Genomic DNA, 20,319 nt, shown 5'->3' with positions numbered 1-20,319 from the left:
TTTTGTGGTTGCTGGGGAGGGTGGGAAGGGGGGAGAAGAGAAAGGTGACGGAAGCAAAAAAGCGGTGGCGGGGGGGGTCTTGCTGTGGGGGCCCCCGCCTGGGGGCCCCCGCCCGGGGCCCGCCCCCCCCCGCGGCGGTCACCGGGACCCGAGGAGCTCCTTCATCTGCTGGATCTCGTCGGTCTGCGTGTCGACGACGGACTGCGCCATCGCGACCGCGTCCGCGTGCTCGCCGTCGGAGACCTCGGTCCGCGCCATGTCGACCGCTCCCTCGTGGTGCACCACCATCTGCTCGAGGAAGAGCCGTTCCGCGTCGGCGCCGCGGGCGTCGTCGAGGGCCTGCATGTCGCCGGCCGTCATCATCCCGTCGCCGGTCCCGTCGCCCATGCCGGCGTGGCCGTCGGCCGCGGGCTCGGCGCCCCAGGCCTCCAGCCAGCCGGTCAGGGTCTCGATCTCGGGCCCCTGGGCGGCCTTGATCTGCTCCGCCAGGTCGACCAGCTCGGGGCCGATCCCGTCCTTGGCGAGCAGGACGTCCGCCATCTCGATCGCCTGCTCGTGGTGGGGGACCATCATCTGCGCGAACATCACGTCGGCGGCGTTCGCCTCCGCGCCGGCCTCCGCGCCTGGCGTCGCGTCCGACGTGCCGCCGGACATCCCGGGCATGGCGTGGCCGCCGCCGTCGTCGTCGCTGCCGCCGCTGCACGCGGCGAGGGAGACGGCGACGGCGAGCGCCAGCGCGGGCACGCGGGCGCGCGCCAGGTAGGTGTGCTTCATGGGTGGTGGTACCTCTCTCGGTGGGCTTCCGCTTGCCGGGCCCGTGCGGGCCCCGGTGTCCGGGCGCGACGGCGCCGCGGACGGGCGGGCCTACGTCCGAGAGATCCCGAGGGCGTGCAGCGAGGGGCCGGCCGCCGGTCGGGAGGCGGCGGCGAGCGGGTGCCAGGGCCCGCCCCGCGGCCCCTCGACGCGCAGCAGCGAGCGCGCGCCGGGGCCGGCGAGCACCAGCAGCACGGCCAGGATCATGAGGCACATCGCCGTGACGATGTCGTGGCTGCCGCAGCCGCCGTCGCCGCACCCGGCGGGGGCGCGGTCGTCGTCGGCGGTGACCGCGGGCGCGATGCCGGGCGCGCTGTCCGGTGCGGCGTCCGGCGTGGTGCTGTGCGCCGCGCCGAGCGTGGCGGCGTGGTGCTCCGCCGCGACGGTGACGGCGTGATGCCCGCCGCCGCCGTGCTGTGACGCGGAGCCGCTCATGGCGTGCATGAGGACGACGCCCGCGATCAGGGTGAGGACGAGGAGGACGCCGGCGAGGCGGCCGTGCCGCCCGGTCAGCAGGGGGCGCACGGTGCGGATCACGCGTCCTCCTCGGCGGTCGTCCTCGGTCGGTCCGGAGTCTGTCGCGGGGCGGGGCCCGCGGCGACCCTGGCACTGTAACGAACGTCGGTGGACGTCGGTGCCGGCCGGCGTCCCGTGCGGGACGCGTGCGCCGGGCCTAGCGTCGGGGCATGAGCGAGGACATCGACGCCGTCCGCACCGAGAAGAGCGGCGGCAAGGCCGCGAAGCTCCTGTACAAGCCCGTCGGGATCGTGAGCTCGATCGTCGGCGGGCTCGTCGCCGCGCAGGTCTTCAAGCAGGTCTACAAGCGCGTCGCGCCGGGCCACCCCGACGACGCGCCCACGCCGCTGCAGTCCGAGTACCGCCTGCGCGAGATCCTGCTGGCCTCGCTGCTGCAGGGCGCGATCTTCGCCGTCGTGAAGGCCGTCATCGACCGCGGCGGCGCGCGCGCGTTCGAGCGGTGGACGGGGGAGTGGCCGGGCGACTGACGCGTCGCCGGCCACCTCCGAAGTCACCGGTCACCGGTCGCCGGTCACCAGTCCGCGGGCCGGGAGTCCTTGCCGTCGAGCCAGAGCCGGTCGCTCGCGTCGCGGTGCGACCCGTCCGACCCGACGTGCTTGGAGCTGATCCGGTCGCCCTTGACGATGACGTGCGCCACGGCCTGGGCGTGGCCGTGCCCGATGCCGTAGGTCTCCTTGAGCCAGGCGACGACGGGGGTGGTCTTGCTCTCGGGGCCGAACCCCTGCTCGGCGGCCGCGTCGACGAGCTGGCGCGGGGTGAGGCCGGTCTGGGTCTCGACGTTGTCGAGGTACGCCTGGAAGGACATCGGTCGGTCTCCTGGGGGTCGTCCTGGATCGGGATCTGCTGGATCATCGTGGCCGACGGGCGGGCGGACGACCTGCGCAGCGCGCCGGAGCAGGTCGGGCCCATTCATTGACAAGGTGAAGGAATAGCCGTCAGGGTGTGGGGGTGCAACGCCGCGCAGACCTCCCTCGCCTCGGTTCGCTCGGGCCCTCCGCCCGGGCGGTGGTGCGCGCCCTGCTGCTGGCCGGGCCGCTCTCCCGGGCGGAGCTCGCGCGGCGCCTCGAGCGCTCGCCGGCGAGCATCACGAAGATCACGCAGCCGCTGCTCGGTTCCGGCCTGATCGGCGAGGCCACGGCCCCGACCGCGGCGGACACGCCGGGTCGTCCGGGGGCGCCGCTCGTGCTGCACGCCGACCGGCACCGGTTCCTCGGCGTCAAGGTCACCGCGGACGAGGTGTACGCGGTCCGGACGGACGCCGCCGGGACGGTGGAGGTCTTCGCGCACCGCCCGCTGGCCGACGTCGAGCAGGACACCGTCGTGGCCGAGATCATTGAACTGGTGAACGAACTCTCGGGCCCGGGCGAGATCCAGGCGCTCGGGGTCGGCCTGGCCGGCCAGATGTCGCGGTTCGACGACACCGTGCGCGCCAACTCCTTCCTCGGCTGGGACCAGGTCCCCCTGGCCCGGATCCTGGAGAAGGCGACCGGCATCCCCACCGTCCTCAGCGAGGACGCCCGCGCGCTGACCGCAGGCGTGCACTGGTCCGGGCCCGGCCGCGGGATGAGCGACTTCGCCGTCCTGACCGTCGGCGTCGGCGTCGGCCTGGGCATCGTCATCGAGGACCGCGTGCTCGCCGGCCCCACGGGCCGGGTCGGGCGCATCGGGCACACCCGCGTCGCCGACTCCGGCCCCGTCTGCTCGCACGGGCACCGCGGCTGCGCCTCCGCCTTCCTCACCACCGCGTCCATCACCCAGGGCATCGGCGTGCCGCACGGCCGGGCCGACCTCGACCTGGAGGAGGCGCTCGGGCTCGCGGCGGCGGGGGACCCCGTCGCCCTGCGCGTCTTCGAGGACGCCGGCCATGCCCTGGGCGTGCTCGTCGCGGAGCTCGCGAACATGCTCGGGCTGCCCGCCGTGATCCTCGCCGGCGACGGCCTGGGCATGATCGCCCACGCCCGGCGCCGCATGGACGCTGCGATCGCCGACCACCTCGACCCGAACGCGACCCTGCCCCGGGTGGTCGCCTTCACGTCCGGCTTCGACGAGTGGGCCCGCGGCGCGGCAGTCGTGGCCTGCCAGTGGATGCTCGTCGACCCCCCGCCCCACCACACCGCACCGGCATGACCCGACCCCCGCAGGAGGCACCGTTGTCCGCTCTTCCCCTCGACCCGACCGCCCCGCTCCCCGAGGACGCCGGCTCGATCAGCATCGGCATCGTCGGCGCCGGGCAGTTCTCCCGGAGCTTCGCCACGCTCTGGGACCTGCACCCGAACGTCGACCGGCTCACCATCACCGACCTCGTGCCGGAGCGGGCCAAGGCGCTCGCGGGCCGCTACGACCGCGCGACCGTCGTCGACAGCTTCGAGGAGATGCTCGACTCGGACGTCGACGCCGTCGCGATCTTCACGCAGCGGTGGACGCACGCGCCGCTCGTCCTGGCCGCGCTGGAGGCGGGCAAGCACGTGTACTCGGCCGTGCCGATGGCCACCGCGCTCACCGACATCGAGGCGATCATCGCGGCCGTCGAGCGCACCGGCCTCACCTACATGATGGGCGAGACGAGCTACTACAACCCGGCCACCGTCTTCGTCCGCGAGAGGGTGCGGGAGGGCGCGCTCGGCCGGGTCTTCTACGCCGAGGGCGACTACGTCCACGACATGGACCTCGGGTTCTACGCCGCCTACCAGTACAGCGGCGGCGAGAACTGGAAGGCCACCGCCAGCTACCCGCCCATGCTCTACCCGACCCACGCGATCGGCGGCGTCCTCGGGGCCCTGCCCACCCGCGCCGTCAGCGTGAGCTGCATCGGTGTGGAGGACGAGCGCGGCGACGGCGTCTTCGACCGGGAGATCAGCCAGTTCGGCAACAGCTTCTCCAACGCCACGGCGCTGTTCGAGCTGGCCGACGGCGGTGCGATGCGCACCAACGAGATGCGCCGCGTGGGCTACCCGTCCCACATCCGCGAGTCGCGGTTCCGCTTCTTCGGCACGGAGGCGAGCTTCGAGCAGCTCGCGCACCAGAGCGTGTGGAACGACAAGGAGACGTCCACGGACGTCTCCGCCGACTTCGTCCCCGTCCGCGGGAACGGCGATGACGCCGACCTCGCCGACGTGGATCCGGCGCTGCGGGAGGCGTTCACGTCCGGCTCCGCGCCCGTGCACGACCGCACCCGGCTGCCCGCCGCGTACGCCGAGGCACCCAACGGGCACGAGGGCTCGCACCACTTCCTCGCCGACGACTTCGTCCGCGGTGTGGTCACGGGGGAGCACCCGCCGGTCGACGCCTGGCGGTCCGCGGCGTTCACCGCGCCCGGCATCGTCGCGCACGAGTCCGCGCTCGCGGGCGGGCACCGGCTGCCCATCCCGGACTTCGGGAGCCGCCCCGCCCGCGACTGAGCGCACCACCGGCCCGGCGTCATCGACGACGCCGGGCCGTGCCGGCCCGCGCCGGCACCGACAGAGCACTGCTTGCAACGACGCAAGGAGGATCTTGATGGCTGCACCGACCGTGCCGTCCGCACGGACCGTCCGCGAGGGACGGGTGGGCCGCCGGGACGACACCCGGCTCGCCCTGCTCTTCATCCTGCCGGCCACCGTCGGCCTGCTGGTCTTCTACTTCTGGCCGCTGGTCCGCGGCATCTGGCTGAGCTTCACGTCCTGGGACCTGCTCAGCCCGGCCCGGTTCGTGGGCCTGGACAACTACCGCGAGATGGTCGGCGACCCGGTGTTCTGGAACGCCGTGCGAGTCACGCTCGAGTACGTCGTCATCAACATCGTGCTGCAGACCGTGGTGGCGCTGCTGCTCGCGATGTTGATGCAGCGGCTCAGCCGGTCCACGCTGCTGCGCTCGCTCGTCCTGGCGCCGTACCTGGTGTCGAACGTGGTCGCGGCGCTCGTGTTCCTGTGGATCCTCGACTACCAGCTCGGCATCGGGAACCAGGTGCTCGAGTGGCTGGGCCTGGACCGCATCGGCTTCTTCACGTCGGAGGCCTGGGCCATCCCGACCATCGCCGTCGTGAACGTCTGGCGGCACATGGGCTACACGGCGCTGCTGATCTTCGCCGGGCTGCAGACCATCCCGCACACCACGTACGAGGCGGCCCGCGTGGACGGCGCCTCCGAGACGCGCACGTTCTTCGGGATCACCCTGCCGCTGCTGCGACCCATCCTCGGGCTGGTGCTGATCATCTCGGTGATCGGCTCGTTCCAGGTGTTCGACACCGTCGCGGTCACGACGAACGGCGGTCCGGTCGACGCCAGCCGGGTGCTGCAGCTCTACATCTACGACAAGGCGTTCGGGCAGTTCGACTTCGGCTACGCGTCCGCGCTGAGCGTGGCCATGCTGCTGATCCTGGTGGTCGTCACCTTCTTCCAGTACCGCATGACGCGGGCCGGCCAGACGGACCTGAACTAGGGAGCGGGCGACGATGACCGAGACCACGACCACCCTGCCCGAGCCCGCGACCACCGCGGCGCCCCCCTCGCAGCCCGCGCCGGCCACGCGCCGGCGCCGCCCGCCGAGCGTCCGCCGCGTGCTGGCGTGGGTGGTGATGGCGGTGCTGCTGCTCGTCACGCTGTTCCCCTTCTACTGGATGCTGCGCACGGCGCTGTCCAGCAACGGGGCCCTGTACGCCAACGCGACCTCGCTGCTGCCGGTCGACTTCAGCTGGGGCGGCTTCGAGCGCGTCTTCGGGCTGCAGTCCACCGAGGAGGCCATCGCGCAGGGCGGCTCCGGGGCGTCCATCGACTTCTGGCTCTACCTGCGCAACTCGGTGGTGGTGGCCACGGTGGTCACCGTCTGCCAGGTGTTCTTCTCCGCGATGGCTGCGTACGCGTTCTCCCGGCTGCACTGGCGGGGCCGCAACGCCGTGTTCGCCGTCTTCCTGCTGTCGCTGATGGTGCCGGTGATCTTCACGCTGCTGCCGAACTTCATCCTGGTGCGGGAGCTGGGGCTGATCGACACGCTGCTCGGCATCATGCTGCCGGGCCTGTTCATGACGCCGTTCGCGATCTTCTTCCTGCGGCAGTTCTTCATGAACGTCTCCACGGAGGTCGAGGAGGCGGCCCTCATCGACGGCGCCAGCAAGGTCAGGGTGTTCTTCGCGATCATCATCCCGATGTCGATGGGGCCGATCGCGACCATCGCGATCCTCACGTACATCGGGTCGTGGAACGACTACTTCTGGCCCCTGATGGTCTCCTACACCGACGACTCGCGGGTGCTCACCGTGGCGCTCGGCAACTTCACCGCGCAGACCCCGCAGACGGGACCGGACTGGGCCGGACTGATGGCCGCGACCCTGGTGGCCGCGCTGCCGATGATCCTGCTGTTCCTCGCGTTCGCGAAGCGGATCGTCAACTCCATCGGCTTCAACGGGATCAAGTGAGGAGGACCGTCGTGCGTACACGTCGAACCACAGCGTCCCTGGCCGCGGCGCTGGCCGCGGGCACCCTGGCCCTCGCGGGCTGCGCGGTCCCCGGCTCGGCGGAGGACTCCGTCACCGTGGACTACTGGCTCTGGGACGCCAACCAGCTGCCCGCCTACCAGCGGTGCGCGGACGCCTTCGAGGAGCAGAACCCGGACCTCAAGGTCCGGATCAGCCAGTACGGCTGGAACGACTACTGGCGCAAGCTCACCGCCGGGTTCGTGGCGGGGGCCGGGCCGGACGTCTTCACCGACCACCTCACCCAGTACCCGGGGTTCGCCCAGAAGGGGCTGCTGCTCGACCTGAACTCCCTCGACGCGACGGCCGACGTCGACTACGGCGGCTTCCAGGAGGGCCTCGCGGACCTGTGGGTGGGGCAGGACGGCGCCCAGTACGGCATGCCGAAGGACTTCGACACGGTCGCGCTGTTCTACGACACGAACGTGCTGTCCGAGGCGGGGCTGAGCCCGGCGGACCTCGAGGGCCTCGACTGGAACCCCGAGGACGGCGGGAGCTTCGAGAAGGTGCTCGCCCACCTCAGCGTGGACGAGAACGGGGTGCGCGGCGACGAGGAGGGCTTCGACCCGAAGCACGTGGCCGTCTACGGCCTGGCGTCGAACGGCTCGGGCGGTACGTCCGGCCAGACGACGTGGTCGTGGCTGGCCGGGGCGACAGGCTGGAAGTTCACCGACGCGGACGTGTGGGGCACGGAGTACCACTTCGACGACCCGCGCGTGCAGTCCTCGCTGAAGTGGCTGTTCGGCCTGGTCGACAAGGGGTTCATGGCGCCGTACGAGGAGGTCGGCACGGAGCCCAACCCGCAGCAGGCCCTCGGCTCGGGGCGTGCCGCGATCTCCGCGAACGGGTCGTGGATGCTCGGCACGTACGCCAACCTCGAGGGCGTCGACCTGGGCATCGCGAGCCTGCCGAGCGGCCCCGTCGGCCACCCGGTGTCGATGTACAACGGCCTCGCCGACTCGATCAGCGCCCAGTCGCCGAACCCGGAGGAGGCCGCCCGCTGGGTGGAGTTCCTCGGCTCGGACGACTGCCAGCGCATCGTGGGGGAGGCCGGGGTGGTCTTCCCGGCGCGGCCCGCCGGCACCGACGCCGCGATCGACGCGTTCGCGGACCGCGGCCTGGACGTCTCGGTGTTCACGGACCTGGTGGAGAAGAAGCAGACCCTCTTCTTCCCCGTGACCGAGCAGTTCGGCGCGATCGACTCGGTGATGATGCCGATCATGGACGAGATCTACATCGGGGACCGCGACGTCTCCACGCTCACGGAGGTGAACGACCGCATCAACGGCCTGCTGAGGTGACGGCGGGGTGCGGGACGCGCGGTAGGTTCGCCCGATGCGCCGTCCCGCCCCCCGTTCGTCGTCGTCCGTCGCCCGCGTCCCGGGGTTCCGGCCGCTGCTGGCGATGTCGGCGCTGGGCTTCTCGGGGTACGCGCTGCTGCTGCCCGCCGCGCCGCTGTGGGCGGTGCGCGGCGGCGCGACCGAGGGCGGCGCCGGCCTCGTCAACGCGGTGCTCATGCTCGCCACGGTGCTCACGCAGACCACGGTGCCGTGGCTGCTGCGCCGGGTGGGCTGGCGCGTGACGATGGTGGTGGGCGTCATGCTGCTGGGTGCGCCGTCGCTGCTGTTCATGGCCACCGACCACCTCGGCTGGCTCCTGGCGCTGTCGGCGGTGCGGGGCACCGGGTTCGCGGTGCTCACGGTGTGCGGGTCGACGGCGGTCGCGGCCCTCGTCGACGGTCCGCGGCACGGCCGGGCCATCGGCCTGTACGGGCTGTCGATCGCGTTCCCGCAGCTGGTGCTGGTGCCGAGCGCGGCGTGGGTCGCCGAGACCCTCGACTTCCGCGTGGTCTTCGCCCTCGGCGCGCTGCCGGTGCTCGCGGTGCCGTTCGCGGCCCTGCTCGGGCGTCGGCTCGACGCTGCCGCCACCGACGCCGCCGGTTCCCGTGCCGAGGTCTCCGACGCCGTGCCGGACGCGGGAGCCGCGACGGGCCGGGGCCGCACGCTGCTCGCCCTGCTGATGCCGTCGCTGGTGCTCCTCGCGGTGACGACGCCGGGCGGCGCGCTGCTCACGTTCGCGCCGCAGTTCGCGGGCGGCGCGGGCGCGGCGGTGGCGGGGCTCCTCGGCTTCACCGCCGCGACCGCCCTCGCGCGCTGGGGCGTGGGCGGGTTCGCCGACCGGTTCGGGCCGCGCGTCTTCCTCGCGCCGTTGCTCCTCGTCTGCGCCGGCGGCCTCGCGCTGTGCGCTGCGGCGATCGCGGCCGGCGGCGTACGCCCGTCGCTGCTCGTGCTCGGGATGACGGTGGTGGGCGTCTCCTACGGGAGCCTGCAGAACCTCACGCTCGTCGCGGCCTTCGCCGCGGTGCCGGCGCGGCAGCACAGCACCGCCAGCGCCGTGTGGAACATCGGGTTCGACGCCGGCACGGGGCTCGGGTCGCTCGTGGTGGGCTTCATCGCGGCGGGCACCAGCTTCTCGGTGGGCCTGCTGACGACGGCGGCGGTGTGCGTCGTCGCGGCGGTCGCCGTCCTCCTGAGGCACGATGGGTGAGAACCGACGAGCGGAGGCCGCGATGGGCAAGAAGCAGGAGATCCAGCACGCCAAGAAGCAGCACCTCGACAAGCACGGCAAGAAGCGGGGCGGGCCCAACCTGTTCCAGCTCATCGTGGTCGCGCTGGTCGTCGCGGCGATCACCAAGGAGCTGCAGAAGGACAAGGAGGACCGCACCTGGCACGGCACCGTCGCCGGGTTCGTCCCCTACGAGTTCCGCGTCCCGACCGTCGAGCGCATCCGCGAGCGCGTCTGGGACCCGGAGGGCGAGCACCTGATCAGCCCGCACGTCTTCGGCGTCGGCTGGACCCTCAACCTCGGCCGCATCGTCGAGCTGGTACGCCGCAAGGCCGAGGGGGCGCGCGAGGCGGACGCCTCCGCCTGAGACCGCGTGTCGCGCGGCGAGTTGCACGGCGAGTGTTCGTTTCGGGGGTGTTGTGGTTCTTCGTGGGGTCGGGGGAGCGGGAATGGTTCCCGTTGGGCCGGAGTGGGTATGGCTCAGAGAGAATCCTTCGCTCTCCGGGGGCCGTGCCTGCTGAGCAGGCACGGCTCCCGTCTTGCTGACCCAGCGAAAATCGACAACGTCCGCGGAGCGACGACACGCGTTGCGACACGCGACGGAGCTCAGGTGCGGAGGCCGGGCGCGGTGATCAGGCGTCGAGCGCGCGCACCACGAGGCCCTGCGCCAGCGTGCCGAAGGCGCCGTGCTCGTCGTGCAGCACGCTGGACGTGAGCCCCGCGCCGTCGGCACCGAAGACGACCGACGTGTCGAGCCCCAGCCAGCCGCCCGCGGGCGCGCGGTGCAGGTGCGCCGAGAGGTCGACGTTGGGGAACGCGACCTTCCGCGGGTCGGCGCGCACCGACATCCCGTTGGCGACGTCGAACAGCCCGACGGTGCGGGCGAGCGTGCCCACCTCCTCGTCCTCGACGAGGCCGTGGCCGGTGCGCACCCACACCGTGCCGCGGCCGGGCTCGGCGAGCGTGCGGCGCACGTCGATCGACGCGACGAACGCGCCCGGCCAGTCGGTGGTCGGGTCCCACGCCGGCGTGTCGTCGGGGCGGGCGAGCGGCGCGGGCGCGCCGGCGGCCAGGTCCCGCGTGTCGCCGACGGCGGTGAGCCACGCGCGCAGCGTGACCACCGTGCGGCCGCCGCACGCCACGTCGGCCTGCACCAGCTCGACGCCGCGCCCCGGGCGCAGCACGCGCACGTCCGTCGTCATCTCCTCGAGCCGGTACGGGCCGAGGATGTCGAACGTGAGCCGCGTGGCGGCCAGGTCGTCGCGACCGCGCGCCTCCCGGTCGGCCTCCACCAGGTGCGCGAGCAGCCCGAGGGTGGGGGCCACGTGCTGCTCGTCCGTCTTCCACGCCCCTCCGACGTGCTCGGTGGGCTGGAACGTCGACGTGCCGGTGCGGCGAAAGTAGGCCATGGGTGTCCGTCCTTCGTGGGGAGTGCCGGCCATCCTGCCAGGGCCCGGAGCGCTCTTCGCCTCATCGGGCGGACGGTGCCGTCCCCACCAGCACCAGGGGCCGGCTGGGCAGCGGCTCGAGGCCGTAACGCCGGTAGACGGCGGCGTGCCGGGCCGTGGCGGCGAGCGTCCGCACGGACTCGCCCGGGGGGACCACCTGGCCGACGTGGCGGGCGACCAGGGCGAGCGCGCCGCCCGGCTCCCGCGACGCGACGGAGTCGACCGTCCAGTCCGCCGCGCGGATCGCCGCGGCGTCGGCGCGGCGCTGCTCTCGCGACGCCGCGCGTCGCGCGGGCCGCTGGGTGCGGGAGATCGCCAGCCAAGCGCGGAACGCGACGACGACCAGGACCAGCACAGCCGCCGCCGGCCAGGCGAGGACCACCACGGCGACGAGGACGCCGGCGGCCGGGTCGGCCCCCGCCGCGACGCCGGAGGCGACGCCCAGGACCGCGCCGGCCGTGACCGCGGACGCGAGCACGATCCCGAGGTGGCGGAGCGAGGGCCCCGAGCGCCGGGACCTCACGCGCGCCACCACCGTCGCGTCCCGGTGGACGAACCCGCCGAGCGCCACGAGCGCGACCCACCCCGGCCAGGCGATCGCCGCCCACGCCTGCCTTCCGCGCACCGGGGCGAACGACCAGGCCAGCGTCCACGCCACCGGCCCCACGGCGCGCCCGCGCACCGAGTCCAGCACGGGCTCCGCCGACACGGCGTTCATCTGCATGCCGGGAAGGTACCTCGCGACGATCGTGCCGGGTCGCGGACCTGCGTGGACGGATCGCGGGCCGTCATCCCGCCTGACCGACGACGCCGCGAGCCTCTGCACCCCACGACGCCAGCAGCCGCAGCCGCTCGGCAGACGGCGAGCCGGGCTCCGCGGTGTACACGAGCAGCACCTGGCCGGGCTCGGCGGTGATGGCGAGCTCCTCGTAGGCGAGCGTCAGCTCGCCGACTACCGGGTGCCGGAAGTGCTTGGTGCCGGTGCCGTGGATGCGGACGTCGTGCGCGGCCCAGAGCGTGCGGAAGGGCTCGCTGCGGGTGGACAGCTCGCCCACCAGGTCCTGGAAGGCCTTGTCGTGGGGGTTGCGTCCCGCCTCGGCGCGCATCACGCCCACGCACATCTGGGCCATGACGTCCCAGTCGGGGTAGAAGTCGCGGGCCGCGGGGTCGAGGAACTGGAAGCGCGCCAGGTTGGGCGTGCGCCCGCCGTCGCCGATGACGGGGGCGTAGAACGCGCGGCCCAGCGCGTTGGTCGCGAGCAGGTTCTGCCGCGGGTCGCGGACGAACGCGACGGCGTCCGTGATCGCCTCGAGCGCCCAGTGCAGGCTCGGGCGTGGCGTCGCCGGGCGGGCCGCCCGGCCGCGCGACCGCCCCGACGTCGGGACACCGTCGGCCGCGCGCGCGAGGTCGAGGAGATGGGCGCGCTCGGCGTCGTCCAGCCGGAGGGCGCGGGACACGGCGTCGAGCACCGACGCGCTCGCTCCCGCGATCGTGCCGCGCTCCAGCTTCGCGTAGTACTCGACGCTCACGCCCGCCAGCATCGCGACCTCGCTGCGCCGCAGGCCGGGCACGCGCCGGTTCGAGCCGCCCGGCAGGCCGGCCTCGTCGGGGGTGACCTTGGCGCGGCGCGACATGAGGAACTCGCGCACCTCGGCTCGGTTGTCCATGCCGCCAGGCTAGGCACGGGCCGGGCGCCGCGGCGGCCGCGAAGGGTGTACTGCCGGTACACGGTTCGTCAGGGACTCCCGCCGCGCGGCCGCGCGACGGACGCTGGACGACATGCCCGCTCCCGCCCTGCTGCTCCTCTTCACGGTCTTCGGGCCGATCTCGATGGACCTGTACCTTCCGGCGCTGCCCGCGCTCACCGCGGACCTGGGCGCGGCGACGTCGGTCGCCCAGCTCACCGTGACCGCGTGCCTCGTGGGGCTCGCCGCCGGGCAGCTGGTCGCGGGCCCGCTGTCCGACCGGCTCGGGCGCCGCGGCGTCCTGCTGGTCGGCATCGTGGCGTACGTCGCCACGTCGGCCCTGTGCGCGCTCAGCCCCACCGTGGAGGTGCTGGTCGGCGCCCGCTTCGTGCAGGGCCTCGCGGGCGGCGTCGGCATCGTCGTCGCGCAGGCCGCGGGCCGCGACGTGTACGACGGCGGCGCCCTGATCCGCTTCTACGGCCGCCTCACCGTGGTCGGCGGGCTCGCGGCGATCGTCGGGCCGCTGCTGGGCGGGCAGCTGAGCGCGGTCACCGACTGGCGCGGCCTGTTCGTCTTCCTCGCGGCCGCCGGCGCGGCCATCCTGGTCGTCGCGCTCGTCGCGTTCCCCGAGACGCTGCCTGCCGACCGCCGCACCGCCGGTGGCTTCGCCCAGACGGGGCGCGACTTCCGCGTGCTGCTGTCAGACCGGGTCTTCGTCGGCGCGATCCTGCATCAGGGGTTCATGTACGCGGCGCTGTTCGCGTACCTGTCCGGCGCGACGTACGTGCTGCAGGGCATCTACGGGCTCTCCCCGCAGGGGTACGCGCTCGCGTTCGGCCTCAACTCCGCAGGCTTCATGCTCTGCGGGTTCCTCGCGGGCCGCGCCGCCGAGCGCTGGAGCGTGGCCGGCACCCTCGCCGTCGGCACCGGCCTCGCGGGGCTCGGCGCCCTCGGGCTGCTGCTCGCCGGGCTTACGACGATGCCGCTGTGGGTCGTGGTCGTGGCGCTGCTTGCCCTGGCGAGCGGTGTGGCCACGACCTCCCCGCCGGCGACGACGCTCGCGCTCGTCGGCTACCCGCGGCTGGCCGGCACGGCGTCCTCCCTGCTCGGCATGGTCCGGTTCGGCTTCGGCGGCGCGGCCGCCCCGCTGGTCGGGCTCGCCGGGGCGGCGACGGTCCTGCCCCTCGGCCTCGTTGCCGTCGTCGCCGTCGCGCTCGCGGCCGTCGCCGCCACCACCGTCCGGCGGCGTACCCCACGTACCCCCATCCGCTACTGAGACACACCAACGAACGGAGCACCACCATGCGCGGAGTCATCCTGCACGCCCCCGGCGACGTGCGCGTCGTCGAGCGCGAGGACCCCCGGATCATCCAGCCCACCGACGCGATCATCCGGGTCACCGCGACCTGCATCTGCGGGTCCGACCTGTGGCCGTACCGCGGCGTCGAGGACGTCCACGACGCCGTCATGGGCCACGAGTACGTCGGCGTCGTCGAGGAGATCGGCGCCGACGTGCGGACCGTCAAGGTCGGCGACTTCGTCGTCGGCTCGTTCTGGGCGTCGGACAACACCTGCGAGATCTGCCGGTCCGGCTACCAGGCCTACTGCACCCACCGGGTGCTCATGGGCACCCTCGGCACCCAGTCGGAGCGGGCGCGCATCCCCCTCGCGGACGGCACGCTCGTCGCGACGCCCGGCATGCCCGACGACGACCTGGTGCCGTCGCTGCTCGCCGCCTCCGACGTGCTCGGCACTGGCTGGTTCGCCGCCGTCGCCGCCGAGGCGGGCCCCGGCAAGACGGTCGCCGTCGTCGGCGACGGCGCGGTCGGGCTGCTCGGCGTCCTCGCCGCGAAGCAGCTCGGGGCCGAGCGCATCATCGCCATGTCCCGGCACGCCGAACGGCAGGCACTGGCCCGCCGGTTCGGGGCCACGGACATCGTCGAGGAGCGTGGCGACGCGGGCGTGGCCCGCATCAAGGAGCTCACCGGCGGGCTGGGCGCGCACTCGGTCATCGAGGCCGTCGGCACGCAGGAGTCGATGATGCAGGCCGTGCACTCGACCCGCCCGGGCGGGCACCTGGGCTTCGTGGGCGTCTCCCACGACGTCGCCCTGCCCGGCGACGACCTGTTCATGGCCGGCATCCACCTGCACGGCGGCCCCGCGCCCGTGCGCCGCTTCCTGCCCGAGCTCGTGCGGCTCGTCTGGGACCGGGAGATCGACCCGGGCCAGGTCTTCGACCTCACGCTGCCGCTCGAGAAGGCGGCGGAGGGCTACGCGGCCATGGACGAGCGGCGGGCCACCAAGGTGCTGTTGACCGTCTGAGCTCAGGACTTCGCCGGCGTGAGGGCCAGCACGCCGGCGAGGCCGAGCATCATCCCGCCGCCGGTGCCGCGGATCGCCGCGAGGCGCCGCGGCGACCGGGCGAACCACGCGCGGGCGGTGCCGGCGAGCAGCGCCCAGGCGCCGTCGAGGAGCAGTGCGATCAGCGTGAACTCCAGCCCCAGCACCAGCATCTGCAGGGGGACGGCCCCGGCGTGGAAGTCGACGAACTGGGGGAGTGCCGCCACGAAGAACACGATCGTCTTCGGGTTGGTCGCCCCGACGACGAAGCCCTGCCGCAGCACCGTCCACGACGACGCGGCCCGCGCCCGCGGGTCCGCGCCGACGTCGGTGCCCTCCCGCCGGTGCCGGATCGACTGGATCCCCAGGTAGGCCAGGTACGCGGCACCGAGCAGCTTCAGCACCGTGAACAGCGCGATCGACTGCGCGACGACCGAGCCCACCCCCAGCGCCACCAGGGCGACCGGGACGAGCGCGCCGAGCTCGTTGCCGAGCACGCTCACCAGCCCGCTGCGCCGGCCCAGGGCCAGGGTGCGGCCGATGACGAACAGCACGCTCGGCCCCGGGATCGCGATGAGCACGACCGAGGCCAGCGCGAAGGCGAGGAGCGACTCGGCGGGCGGCACGCGGGAAATCTAGCCCTGGGGACCGGGCGTGGCGAGGGCGATCTCGCGGGAGGCGGCGGGCACCGGTCGCGGGTCCGGGAAGGACCCGTGCCCGAAGAGGATGCGCCGGGCCGCCGCACGACCGGGCGGCGTGCGCAGCGCGGCGACGCCGACGGCCGCGACGGCGGGCGTGCGCACCAGCGACAGCCCGCGGCGCAGGGCGAGCCGCCCTCGGAACCGGGCGCGCAGCGCGGCGCCGTCGTACCGGGCGAGGTCGCGCCGGTCGCCGGAGCGCAGGGCCAGGTCGAGGACGTCGACGGCGTGCTCGGACAGCCGTAGACACGGGTCGAGGCCGCCCGCGGTGAGCGGGGAGACGGCGCCCGCGGCGTCGCCGACCAGCAGCCCGTGCGGGCCGGAGATCCGGCGCAGCAGCCCGCCGACGGGGATGGTCCCGGCGCGTCGCTCGACGACGTCCGGCACCGGGACCCCGGCGAGCCCGGGGGCGCTCGCGGCGAACCTCCGCAGCGCGTCCCGCAGGCCGTGCGGGTACCGGTGGGCGTACCCGGCGACCCCGACGTGCGCGTGCCGGCCGTCGTCGAGCACCCACGCGAGGTAGCCGGGCGCGAGGCGCGGGTCGAGCACGCAGTGGAACGCGGGCACCGCCCCCGGCCGGGCGTCGCGCGGCGGCACCTCGAAGACCTCCTCGGCGCCGACCAGCAGCTCGCGGTTGCGGTCGAGGCCCAGCCCGCGCGCGACGGCGGACCGGGCGCCGTCGGCCCCGACGACGAACGTCGCGCCCACCTCCTCAGGCCCGTGCGGGCCGTGCAGCAGGTGCACGTCGCCGCGGGAGCCGAGGTACCGGGTGCCGAGCTCCAGCCGCACGCCCGCGGCGACGGCGCGGGCCGTGAGCTCCAGGTACAGCGCGGCCATGTCGCCGACGCGGAACTCGTCGTGCGCGCCGTCCAGGGTGACCGGGGCGCGGTGCGACGGCGGGTACAGCACCATCCGGCGGACCGGCGGGCCCAGGTGCTCGGGCGGCAGAGCGAAGTCCTCGAGGGTGCGGCGCACGAAGATGCCCGTGGTCCGGACCGTCGTGTCGAGGCGGGTGCGGCGGTCGGCGAGGACGACATCGTGCCCCCGCCTCGCGAGCTCGGTCGCGGTCCACAGCCCCGCCAGACCGGCCCCGACCACGAGCACGTCAGCCCTCATCGCCGGCACCCCCGTCCACGTCATCGACGTCCACGTCCTCGTCGTGGACCCACTCGAGCAGGTCGCCCGGCTGGCAGTCGAGCACCCGGCACATGGCCTCCAGAGTGGTGAAGCGGACGGCCTTGGCCCGCCCGTTCTTGAGGACGGCGACGTTGGCAGGCGTGAGCCCCACCCGTTCCGCGAACTCCCCGACGCTCATCTTCCGGCGGGCGAGCTCCACGTCGAGGCGGACGACGATCGGCATCAGATCACCCCGTCGAGGTCGGTGCGCAGCTCCGTGGCCTGCCGCAGCAGCGCGCGCAGCACGACCATGAGCAGCGCGACCGCGGCGCCCACGACGAGCGCCAGCAGGAGCGCCAGGGTGGGGCCGGCGCTGCCGGTGCCGGCGGCGAGGAGCAGCACCAGCGCGGCGAGGTCGAGCAGCCACGCGGCCGCGACGGCGGCGACGATGCCGTTGACCCAGACGAGCGCGTGGTCGGAGAAGATCCGGTCGTCGCGCACCATCGTCAGCAGCCGCCACGTGCACACGATCACGACCTCGACGCAGGCCAGGGCGGCGACGGCGAGGACCAGCAGCGGCCAGCGCAGCGACGCCATCTCGGGGTGGTCCTGGGCGGTCGTCGCGGCGAGCGACGGCAGCGCCAGCACCTGGGTGACGACGATGGCGGCGAAGACGGCGACGAGCAGGGCGCGCAGGGGCCCGACGAGGCGCTGGGTGCGTGACATGCGGCCGAGCCTCGCGTCGTCACCTATCGAAAGTCAATAGATATCCATCGCTTCTCACGTTCTTCGCAGAACCTCCCCCGACGTCTGGCCGGGCCGGTCGCCGGGGTGCACGATGGCTCGCGTGAGCACGCCCGAGCCCCCGCACGCGACCCAGCCCCGGTCCCGCCTCGTGCGGATGAGCGCCCGCGACCCCCACGAGCCCGGCCGCACCGCGAGCCCGTTGGAGCTGTTCTTCGACCTCGTCTTCGTGGTCGCGGTGAGCGTCGCGTCCGTGCAGCTGCACCACGCGCTCACGACGGGCGACGTCGCGGGCGGCCTGGCCTCGTTCGGCATGGTGTTCTTCGCCGTCTGGTGGGCGTGGATGAACTTCACCTGGTTCGCCACCTCGTTCGACACCGACGACTGGCTGTACCGCGTGCTCACGGTGGTCCAGATGGCGGGGGTGCTGGTGCTCGCCGCGGGGATCGAGCCGGTGTTCCTCGACGGCGACTTCACCGTCGTGATCGTCGGCTACGTCGTGATGCGGGTGGCGATGATCGCCCAGTGGCTGCGCGCGTCGGGCGCCGACGGGCCGGCCCGCGCCGCGACCCGCGCGTACGCCGCGGGCATCGCCGTCGTGCAGGTCTGCTGGCTCGCGCTCCTCGTCCTGCCCGAGGGGGTGCAGGCGCCGGCGTGGGCCGTCCTCGCCGCGGCGGAGCTCGCCGTCCCCGTGATCGCAGAGCGCCGCGGCCGCACGCCGTGGCACCCGCACCACATCACCGAGCGGTACGGCCTGTTCACGCTGATCCTGCTCGGCGAGAGCCTGCTGGCGTCGTCGAACGCGATCATCGAGGCCCTCCACGACCAGCAGGACCTGGGCTCCCTGGTCTCGATCGCAGTGCTCGCCCTCGTCGTCACCGCGGCGCTGTGGTGGATCTACTTCTGGCCGCCGCACCACCGCGCCCTCGGCGAGGCCCGGCTCTCGCGGTCGCTCCGCTACGGCTACGTGCACTACTTCGTGTTCGCCGCGGCGGGCGCGTTCTCCGCGGGCATCGAGGTGGAGATCGACGCGCTCACCGGGCACACCGAGCTGTCCGACGTGGCCGCGTCGTTCACGGTCACGGTCCCCATCGCCGTGTTCGTGCTGGGCGTCTGGTGGCTCGCGATCCGCGAGAACGCCGACCGCGTGGTCAACACGGTGGTCCCGGTGGGCGCGGTGCTGGTGCTGCTCGACCCGGTGGTCCCGGTGCCCGTGACCCTCACGGCCGTGATCATGGTGGCGATCGTCGTCGTGCTGGTGCTGCACCCGCCGGTCAGCACCTCCCACGCCTCGGGTTGAGCCCGACGCCCGGGATCAGGCCAGGCCGGCGGCCTTCAGCTCGGCGGTGCTGCGCAGGATGCAGAACTCGTTGCCCTCGGGGTCGGCCAGGGTCACCCAGCCGCCGCCGTCGTCCGTGCGCCGGTCGGCGACGACCGTCGCGCCGAGGCCGAGCAGGCGCTCCAGCTCCTCGTCGCGGGTGCGGTCGAGGGCGCGCAGGTCGAGGTGCAGGCGGTTCTTGAGCTCCTTGTGCTCCGGGACCTCGATGAAGAGGACGTGGCCGTGGCTCTCGGCGGGGGCGTCGTGGTCGGCCGGCGGCACGATCATGCACTCCACGTGGCCGGGCAGGTTGGGGTCGCCGGGGACGTCGGTGTAGCCGAGCACCTGGTTCCACCACTGGGACTGGGCGTAGGCGTCGCGGGAGTCGATGGTCGTGTGCGAGATGCGGGAGGTCATGCGGGGTATCAGAGCACGTCACGGCCGTGGCTCCCCAGGCCATTTCGCCGCGCGTCCCCCTATCCTGCGTGCAGTCCTCACCCACCCGTCCTGGAGTCCCGGCATGTCCGACGTCGTCGCCACCGCCTGGTCGGTCGCCCTGTCCGTGGCGGTCTGCGCCTTCTGGGCGGTGTGGCTCGCACACTCGCTGCGCGTCGACCGGCGCCGCCTGCGCAACGGGTTCCTCGCGATCGCCGTCGTGTACACGGGCGTGGCGCTGCTCGGGCAGGTCGTGGCGCTGGCGCCCGGCGGGGAGACCGCCATGGGGTGGGCGACCCTCGCGTTCGTCGGCCTCCTCGGGGTGGGGATGCTGGCGCTGCCGGTGTTCCTCGTCCTCAACGGGCTGACGATGGTGCGCCGGGAGCGCCGCAGCCTCGGCAACCTGCTGTCCCTGCTGGTGGGGCTGGCGATGCTGGCCGCGCCGTTCGTCGTCGTCGCGCCGTTCGTGCTGGACGTCGTGCCCTGGACCCTGGGCCTGGTGGTCGGGCTGGTGCTCGGCACGGCCTGGCTCGGCTTCGTGTTCCTGGGCTTCGTGGCGCAGACGCTGCTGTACCGACGCTCCGCGGCGAAGGTGCCGGCGCACGGCGTGATCGTGCTGGGGTCCAAGGTGGTGGGCGGCCGGGTGCCGCCGCTGCTCGCGGCGCGCCTGGCGGCCGGCGTCGAGGCGGCCGAGCGGCTCGGGGCGGGCGGCGCGCCCGTGCCGATCGTGCCGTCGGGCGGGCAGGGCGCGGACGAGGACCGGCCCGAGGGCGTCGCCATGGGCGAGTGGCTGACCGGCCACGGCGTGCCGGCGGACCGCGTGCTCGTCGAGGACCGCGCGCGCACCACCCGGGAGAACCTCACGCTCGGCGTCGCGCTGCTGCGCGAGCACGGCGTGCCGGGCCCGTACCTCGTCGCGACGAACAACTACCACGCCCCGCGCGCCGCCCTCGAGGCGATGGACCTGGGCCTGGACGTGCACGCGGTGGGCGCCCCGACGGCCGGCTACTACTTCCCGAGCGCGTACCTGCGCGAGTTCGTGGCGGTGCTGCGGCGCCGCCCAGCCGTGCATGTCGTGGCGGCCGCCGGCATCGTCCTCGTCGTGGCGCTGGTGACCCTCGTCGGGGGGGGGAGGGGGGGGGAGGGGGGGGCGAAAAGGGGAGGGGGGGGGGAA

23 protein-coding genes are annotated in these 20,319 nt (G+C 73.8%); 12 read left to right on the top strand and 11 right to left on the bottom strand.

The features are described 5' to 3' along the window. Nucleotides 1-138: 138 nt before the first annotated feature. Nucleotides 139-774: a DUF305 domain-containing protein gene (locus tag ACWF41_RS03490; protein WP_380324657.1), complete on the bottom strand. Its 636-nt coding sequence runs from the start codon at nt 772-774 to the stop codon at nt 139-141. A 90-nt stretch (nt 775-864) separates the two neighbouring features. Then, the gene (locus tag ACWF41_RS03485) at nt 865-1,350 is read right to left on the bottom strand and encodes a hypothetical protein (RefSeq protein ID WP_380324655.1); all 486 of its coding nucleotides are present in this window, start codon (nt 1,348-1,350) and stop codon (nt 865-867) included. A gap of 149 nt (nt 1,351-1,499) precedes the next feature. Between ACWF41_RS03485 and ACWF41_RS03480 the strand changes: the two genes are divergently transcribed. Further along, the gene (locus ACWF41_RS03480) at nt 1,500-1,817 is read left to right on the top strand and encodes a DUF4235 domain-containing protein (RefSeq protein WP_380324652.1); all 318 of its coding nucleotides are present in this window, start codon (nt 1,500-1,502) and stop codon (nt 1,815-1,817) included. 44 nt (nt 1,818-1,861) lie between these two features. Here ACWF41_RS03480 and ACWF41_RS03475 read toward each other — a convergent pair whose 3' ends face one another. Then, nucleotides 1,862-2,155: a DUF4287 domain-containing protein gene (locus tag ACWF41_RS03475; protein WP_380324649.1), complete on the bottom strand. Its 294-nt coding sequence runs from the start codon at nt 2,153-2,155 to the stop codon at nt 1,862-1,864. Nucleotides 2,156-2,298: 143 nt separating this feature from the next. Here ACWF41_RS03475 and ACWF41_RS03470 point away from each other — a divergent pair, with 143 nt between their 5' ends. From ACWF41_RS03470 to ACWF41_RS03440, 7 genes are all read left to right on the top strand, one after another. Further along, on the top strand, nt 2,299-3,477 hold the full coding sequence (locus ACWF41_RS03470) for an ROK family protein (protein ID WP_380324646.1): 1,179 nt from the start codon (nt 2,299-2,301) through the stop codon (nt 3,475-3,477). Nucleotides 3,478-3,500: 23 nt separating this feature from the next. Continuing rightward, nucleotides 3,501-4,748 (top strand): Gfo/Idh/MocA family protein, encoded by a 1,248-nt coding sequence (locus tag ACWF41_RS03465; RefSeq protein ID WP_380324643.1) that lies wholly within the window; start codon nt 3,501-3,503, stop codon nt 4,746-4,748. Nucleotides 4,749-4,845: 97 nt separating this feature from the next. Continuing rightward, a complete protein-coding gene (locus ACWF41_RS03460; protein ID WP_380324640.1) occupies nt 4,846-5,766 on the top strand; it encodes a carbohydrate ABC transporter permease in 921 nt (306 codons plus the stop codon). A 13-nt stretch (nt 5,767-5,779) separates the two neighbouring features. Then, on the top strand, nt 5,780-6,739 hold the full coding sequence (locus ACWF41_RS03455) for a carbohydrate ABC transporter permease (protein WP_380324637.1): 960 nt from the start codon (nt 5,780-5,782) through the stop codon (nt 6,737-6,739). A gap of 11 nt (nt 6,740-6,750) precedes the next feature. After that, nucleotides 6,751-8,097, top strand: a complete 1,347-nt coding sequence (locus tag ACWF41_RS03450; RefSeq protein ID WP_380324634.1) for an ABC transporter substrate-binding protein — start codon at nt 6,751-6,753, stop codon at nt 8,095-8,097. 34 nt (nt 8,098-8,131) lie between these two features. Next, nucleotides 8,132-9,343, top strand: a complete 1,212-nt coding sequence (locus ACWF41_RS03445; RefSeq protein WP_380324631.1) for an MFS transporter — start codon at nt 8,132-8,134, stop codon at nt 9,341-9,343. 22 nt (nt 9,344-9,365) lie between these two features. Continuing rightward, entirely contained in the window at nt 9,366-9,728 is a 363-nt protein-coding gene (locus tag ACWF41_RS03440; protein WP_380324628.1) for a DUF5808 domain-containing protein, read from the top strand. A 265-nt stretch (nt 9,729-9,993) separates the two neighbouring features. Here ACWF41_RS03440 and ACWF41_RS03435 read toward each other — a convergent pair whose 3' ends face one another. From ACWF41_RS03435 to ACWF41_RS03425, 3 genes are all read right to left on the bottom strand, one after another. Then, entirely contained in the window at nt 9,994-10,770 is a 777-nt protein-coding gene (locus ACWF41_RS03435) for a thioesterase family protein (RefSeq protein ID WP_380324806.1), read from the bottom strand. Nucleotides 10,771-10,831: 61 nt separating this feature from the next. Further along, nucleotides 10,832-11,533 carry a hypothetical protein gene (locus ACWF41_RS03430; RefSeq protein WP_380324803.1) on the bottom strand — a complete coding sequence of 234 codons (702 nt, stop codon included), beginning with the start codon at nt 11,531-11,533 and terminating at the stop codon, nt 10,832-10,834. Between the two features lie 64 nt (nt 11,534-11,597). Beyond that, a complete protein-coding gene (locus ACWF41_RS03425; protein WP_380324800.1) occupies nt 11,598-12,476 on the bottom strand; it encodes a helix-turn-helix domain-containing protein in 879 nt (292 codons plus the stop codon). Nucleotides 12,477-12,588: 112 nt separating this feature from the next. On the opposite strand from ACWF41_RS03425, the gene ACWF41_RS03420 reads away from it, so the two are divergent. Together ACWF41_RS03420 and ACWF41_RS03415 are read left to right on the top strand one after the other, a co-directional pair. Next, the gene (locus ACWF41_RS03420) at nt 12,589-13,770 is read left to right on the top strand and encodes a multidrug effflux MFS transporter (RefSeq protein ID WP_380324797.1); all 1,182 of its coding nucleotides are present in this window, start codon (nt 12,589-12,591) and stop codon (nt 13,768-13,770) included. Nucleotides 13,771-13,796: 26 nt separating this feature from the next. After that, nucleotides 13,797-14,816 (top strand): zinc-dependent alcohol dehydrogenase family protein, encoded by a 1,020-nt coding sequence (locus ACWF41_RS03415; RefSeq protein ID WP_380324794.1) that lies wholly within the window; start codon nt 13,797-13,799, stop codon nt 14,814-14,816. A gap of 2 nt (nt 14,817-14,818) precedes the next feature. On the opposite strand, the gene ACWF41_RS03410 is transcribed toward ACWF41_RS03415, so the two are convergent. From ACWF41_RS03410 to ACWF41_RS03395, 4 genes are read right to left on the bottom strand one after another with little or no spacing between them, the layout of a single operon-like run. Further along, nucleotides 14,819-15,460: a LysE family translocator gene (locus tag ACWF41_RS03410; protein WP_380324791.1), complete on the bottom strand. Its 642-nt coding sequence runs from the start codon at nt 15,458-15,460 to the stop codon at nt 14,819-14,821. A 9-nt stretch (nt 15,461-15,469) separates the two neighbouring features. Further along, nucleotides 15,470-16,648 carry an NAD(P)/FAD-dependent oxidoreductase gene (locus ACWF41_RS03405; protein ID WP_380324788.1) on the bottom strand — a complete coding sequence of 393 codons (1,179 nt, stop codon included), beginning with the start codon at nt 16,646-16,648 and terminating at the stop codon, nt 15,470-15,472. Continuing rightward, the gene (locus ACWF41_RS03400; protein ID WP_380324785.1) at nt 16,638-16,892 is read right to left on the bottom strand and encodes a helix-turn-helix domain-containing protein; all 255 of its coding nucleotides are present in this window, start codon (nt 16,890-16,892) and stop codon (nt 16,638-16,640) included. The genes ACWF41_RS03405 and ACWF41_RS03400 overlap by 11 nt, the downstream gene beginning before the upstream one ends. Next, a complete protein-coding gene (locus ACWF41_RS03395) occupies nt 16,892-17,374 on the bottom strand; it encodes a DUF2975 domain-containing protein (RefSeq protein WP_380324782.1) in 483 nt (160 codons plus the stop codon). Before ACWF41_RS03395 ends, ACWF41_RS03400 begins: the two co-directional genes overlap by 1 nt. A 112-nt stretch (nt 17,375-17,486) precedes the next feature. Between ACWF41_RS03395 and ACWF41_RS03390 the strand changes: the two genes are divergently transcribed. After that, the gene (locus tag ACWF41_RS03390) at nt 17,487-18,692 is read left to right on the top strand and encodes a low temperature requirement protein A (RefSeq protein ID WP_380324779.1); all 1,206 of its coding nucleotides are present in this window, start codon (nt 17,487-17,489) and stop codon (nt 18,690-18,692) included. A gap of 15 nt (nt 18,693-18,707) precedes the next feature. Here the strand turns inward: ACWF41_RS03390 and ACWF41_RS03385 are convergent, their stop codons facing one another. Then, complete coding sequence (locus ACWF41_RS03385; protein ID WP_380324776.1) at nt 18,708-19,127, bottom strand: VOC family protein; 420 nt, start codon at nt 19,125-19,127, stop codon at nt 18,708-18,710. Nucleotides 19,128-19,230: 103 nt separating this feature from the next. On the opposite strand from ACWF41_RS03385, the gene ACWF41_RS03380 reads away from it, so the two are divergent. Continuing rightward, nucleotides 19,231-20,319, top strand: a 1,089-nt coding sequence (locus ACWF41_RS03380) for a YdcF family protein (RefSeq protein ID WP_452182006.1), incomplete at its 3' end; no start/stop codon positions are given.

It is taken from the genome of Isoptericola sp. NPDC055063 (assembly GCF_053608125.1).
Note: the sequence above shows the minus strand (reverse complement) of the source record. Positions and strands in the feature narration are given on the sequence as shown.

Excerpts from the sequence above, each read along its gene's own strand:
- ACWF41_RS03490 (WP_380324657.1), bottom strand. The coding sequence starts at position 774 with ATGAAGCACACCTACCTGGCGCGCGCCCGCGTGCCCGCGCTGGCGCTC.
- ACWF41_RS03480 (WP_380324652.1), top strand. The coding sequence starts at position 1,500 with ATGAGCGAGGACATCGACGCCGTCCGCACCGAGAAGAGCGGCGGCAAG.
- ACWF41_RS03475 (WP_380324649.1), bottom strand. The coding sequence starts at position 2,155 with ATGTCCTTCCAGGCGTACCTCGACAACGTCGAGACCCAGACCGGCCTC.
- ACWF41_RS03460 (WP_380324640.1), top strand. The coding sequence starts at position 4,846 with ATGGCTGCACCGACCGTGCCGTCCGCACGGACCGTCCGCGAGGGACGG.
- ACWF41_RS03455 (WP_380324637.1), top strand. The coding sequence starts at position 5,780 with ATGACCGAGACCACGACCACCCTGCCCGAGCCCGCGACCACCGCGGCG.
- ACWF41_RS03445 (WP_380324631.1), top strand. The coding sequence starts at position 8,132 with ATGCGCCGTCCCGCCCCCCGTTCGTCGTCGTCCGTCGCCCGCGTCCCG.
- ACWF41_RS03440 (WP_380324628.1), top strand. The coding sequence starts at position 9,366 with ATGGGCAAGAAGCAGGAGATCCAGCACGCCAAGAAGCAGCACCTCGAC.
- ACWF41_RS03435 (WP_380324806.1), bottom strand. The coding sequence starts at position 10,770 with ATGGCCTACTTTCGCCGCACCGGCACGTCGACGTTCCAGCCCACCGAG.
- ACWF41_RS03430 (WP_380324803.1), bottom strand. The coding sequence starts at position 11,533 with ATGCAGATGAACGCCGTGTCGGCGGAGCCCGTGCTGGACTCGGTGCGC.
- ACWF41_RS03425 (WP_380324800.1), bottom strand. The coding sequence starts at position 12,476 with ATGGACAACCGAGCCGAGGTGCGCGAGTTCCTCATGTCGCGCCGCGCC.
- ACWF41_RS03420 (WP_380324797.1), top strand. The coding sequence starts at position 12,589 with ATGCCCGCTCCCGCCCTGCTGCTCCTCTTCACGGTCTTCGGGCCGATC.
- ACWF41_RS03415 (WP_380324794.1), top strand. The coding sequence starts at position 13,797 with ATGCGCGGAGTCATCCTGCACGCCCCCGGCGACGTGCGCGTCGTCGAG.
- ACWF41_RS03405 (WP_380324788.1), bottom strand. The coding sequence starts at position 16,648 with ATGAGGGCTGACGTGCTCGTGGTCGGGGCCGGTCTGGCGGGGCTGTGG.
- ACWF41_RS03400 (WP_380324785.1), bottom strand. The coding sequence starts at position 16,892 with ATGCCGATCGTCGTCCGCCTCGACGTGGAGCTCGCCCGCCGGAAGATG.
- ACWF41_RS03395 (WP_380324782.1), bottom strand. The coding sequence starts at position 17,374 with ATGTCACGCACCCAGCGCCTCGTCGGGCCCCTGCGCGCCCTGCTCGTC.
- ACWF41_RS03390 (WP_380324779.1), top strand. The coding sequence starts at position 17,487 with ATGGCTCGCGTGAGCACGCCCGAGCCCCCGCACGCGACCCAGCCCCGG.
- ACWF41_RS03385 (WP_380324776.1), bottom strand. The coding sequence starts at position 19,127 with ATGACCTCCCGCATCTCGCACACGACCATCGACTCCCGCGACGCCTAC.